We start from the raw sequence: 3,411 nt of genomic DNA, 5'->3' as shown, positions 1-3,411 counted from the left end.
GGACATGGTCCCTGGGCTCCCCGATGACGGGGTGCGCACGACCGATCTCGAACGCTGGGCCTTGCCTACGCGCTTCGGGCGCGAGTATTCGGCGGCGTTACGCGAGTCCCCGTGTCTCACTGTTTGGACCGGACTGACTTGTACAGAAATTGTGACGACCGAAGCCGGCGACTCGGTCGACCACCTCGTTATCAAGACACTCGATGGCCGGCAGGGGAGAGTCGTCGCGACTGACTACGTCATCGCGACCGGTGGTTTGGAGGCGACCCGTCTGCTGCTTGTGTCGAACCGCCATCATCCGTCGGGGCTGGGGAATGCCGGCGGGCACCTCGGACGCTGGTACATGTCCCACGTCGAGGCCCGCGTCGCGGCCGTTCAATTCGCCTCGGACGAGGCGATCTACGGATACGAGCGGGACAACGACGGGGTGTACGTGCGCCGACGCTTTACCTTCGATCCGGATCTACAGCGCGAATTACGGATGCCGAACGCTGCCGTCTGGCTGGTGAATGCGCCGATCAGCGACCCGGCTCATGGAAGTGGGATTCTGTCGGGCGTCTACCTCACTCTGATCTCCCCCGTCGGCCGGTTCATGCTCGCGGAGGCGATCCGCGAGGCGCACACCAAGACAGACGGCTCGCCCCGGATCCTCGCGCATCTGCGCAATATCGTGCGGGACCTGTTCCCGTCGATTTGGTTCGCGGTCAGGTTCTCCTATGCGCGGTTCTTCCGCAAGGGCCGGAAGGCGCCCGGTTTTTTCGTGAAGAGCGCGGATAACCGGTACCCACTCCACTACCACGGCGAGCATCTTCCGCACTGGGAGAGCCGCGTCGAGCTGACCGATGAGTTGGATGCCCTTGGGATGCCGAGGCTTCGCACTCATATGCACTTCTCGGAAGCCGATTACGAGGGTGTACGCCAGGCCATGGTCCTGATTGACGAGCACCTTCGCCGCCACGACGCCGGCCACGTGGAGTGGCTGACCGACGATGTCGAGAATTCGGTACATGCGTACTTGGGGGAGAGGGCCGGCTTCCATCAGGCCGGGACCACCCGGATGTCGGACACTCCGGATGGCGGCGTCGTGGATGCCCAGCTTCAGGTCCACGGGGTGCGTGGGTTGTACATCGCGAGCACGTCTGTCCTTCCGACATCGAGTCAGGCCAACCCGACGCTCCTCGGGATTGCACTGGGTGTCCGGCTTGCGGAGCGCCTTAAAGAGGCTCGGATGGAAGGAGTGCCTCGTGAGCGAGCTGCGCACGCGTTTCGTCGCCCCGATCGGTGGCAACCTCACACAACTACCGTGCCCGGTCGAGTCGAGTCGGGGGTGAACAATGATTAGGGCCGGGATCATCGGGCTCGGGAAGATGGGGCTGTCGCATCAGTCGATGGTCAGCGTTCACCCGGATATTCAGCTCGAATCTGTATGCGATTCATCGGGTTACATCTTGGATGTGTTGTCGAGGTACATATCCGTTGCTGGATCGTGTTCGGTGCCTCCAGCCGGCCACAACATCGCGCAAACCAGGCCAGCTGTTCGAGCGGCCGTCGCGCCCTTCCCGCGGTACCACGCGCAGCGCGCGAGCGATTTCACAGGAGAGAGCTGACGGTATGCGTCGGAAGGTGAGACTTCTGAACGTCGACGTCGACGACGTCACGATGGACTATCTGGTCGAGACGTTCCGCGAAGGCGTGATGCTGACGTTGCACGTGGACCACATCATGAAGCTGCAGAAGGACCGAGAGTTCTATGGGTTGCTGCCGAAGTTCGATGTGGTGACCTGCGATAGTCAGATCCTGACCGTTGCGGCCCGCCTGCTGCGCACGCCTTTGTCTCAGCGCGTATCGGGCTCCGATTATTTTCCGCTCTTCTACACCAGGTACAAAAACGATCCATCGATCACAGTCTTCATCTGCGGCGGAGCGCGCGGAGTCGCGGAGATCGCCCGCCGCAACATCAACCGCAAGGTCGGGCGCGAGATGATCGTCGGGACGAGTTCTCCATCTCGGGACTACGAGGATCGTCCGGGGGAGATCGAGAAGCTAATCGACGACATCAACGCATCGGGCGCGACAGTGCTCGTCGTCGGTCTCGGCGGCGGGCGTCAGGAGAAATTCATATTTCAATATCGCGGTCGATTGCCGGGCGTCAAGCTGTTTCTGCCACTGGGCGGAACGATTGACTACGAAGCACAGACTCTCAAGAGGCCGCCCGCATGGGTTACAAATGCGGGCGGCGAGTGGCTGTACAGGTTGTTGCGCCAACCCAGGCAAAGATGGCGCCGGTACTTGGTTCATCAACCGCCCTTCCTGTACCTCTTCACCCGTCAGTTGCTAGGTGTGTATCGAAACCCTTTTGAAGGAGAAGTAGGATCTGCGGTCCAACAACCTCGCGGGTTTGATCACAGTTTGCTTCCGACTTCGCCACGGCGATACGGGTAAGAAACTACGAAGGCCGGCAGTTGCGTCGGGCGGTCGTTTCGGTCAGAGCCATGATGGTTTTCGGGCTGCGCGTCGCCGAGGGAAGTCCCGAGCGTGCAAATCGACGGCATGAGAACCGGACGGAGGTTGCGGGTACCGGCGGTCCTCCTCCCGACCGTGGGGGTTTCGGGCGTTTCGACTCGCCGAAGGTTTGCGGGGGATCGGCGTTTGCATCCGCGTGCTGCTGTGGCAAGTTGTCGAGTCGATCCGAGACCGTCTTCGGACCCAGCTTTTTGAACCCGAAGATCTCGCCTGTCGTAGACCTTCCACGGCGCCAACCTGCGAGAAGGCGAATACTCTAGGCTTGGGTTTTGCTTCCATACCATCCGAAGAGTATGTATACTTTGTTCTGTGAGGATGTTCGGTTTGTGCGGTCGTCGTGCCTGGATCGTCCCGCCGACGAGAGCAGTGGGCTGTTTCTCGGGGATCCCGACCGTCGAAACCAACGACCGCATAAGCGAGCCGGCATGACCACGACGCTTCGCAGCCGAAACGGCCATGCGCCTGTCACCACGCCCAGCCGAAACGGCCATGCGCTTGTCACCGCGCACTCGGTGCTGCCGCCCCCGGAAAAGACCGCTCGGCGTTGGCAGCGCCAGTATTCGAACCGTCTGCGCATCACTGATTCGGTGATCGTCTGCGCGTCGGTAATGCTCGCGCAGTACGTCCGGTTCGGTGAGTCCCCAATCACTTCGGGTTATCCGGGCCAGTTGATGACGCTGTTCTCGGTTCTCTTCGCGGCCCTTTGGCTGTCATCTATCGCAGTGTTTCACACCAGATCACCCCGCCTCATTGGAGCGGGAGTCGATGAGTATCGGCGCCTCACCAGCGCGTCATTCTGGACGTTCGGAATCATCGCGATGGCTACCCTGCTTGCCAAAATCGACGTGGCTCGAGGCTATTTAGCAATTGCGCTTCCGCTGGGCACCA

The 3,411-nt window shown here is 61.1% G+C and carries 1 protein-coding gene and 2 pseudogenes; all 3 read left to right on the top strand.

Annotation, left to right across the window (positions count from 1 at the left end; genetic code table 11):
- Nucleotides 1–1,228, top strand: a pseudogene (locus VMD50_RS08575) (GMC oxidoreductase); the annotation flags it as partial.
- 395 nt (nt 1,229–1,623) lie between these two features.
- Nucleotides 1,624–2,442 (top strand): WecB/TagA/CpsF family glycosyltransferase, encoded by an 819-nt coding sequence (locus VMD50_RS08570; RefSeq protein WP_325426773.1) that lies wholly within the window; start codon nt 1,624–1,626, stop codon nt 2,440–2,442.
- Between the two features lie 506 nt (nt 2,443–2,948).
- Nucleotides 2,949–3,411, top strand: a pseudogene (locus VMD50_RS08565) (sugar transferase); the annotation flags it as partial.

The sequence above is a fragment of the Mycobacterium sp. genome (genome assembly GCF_035506235.1).
In the GTDB taxonomy this organism is placed as follows: Bacteria; Actinomycetota; Actinomycetes; order Mycobacteriales; family Mycobacteriaceae; genus Mycobacterium.
Note: the sequence above shows the minus strand (reverse complement) of the source record. Positions and strands in the feature narration are given on the sequence as shown.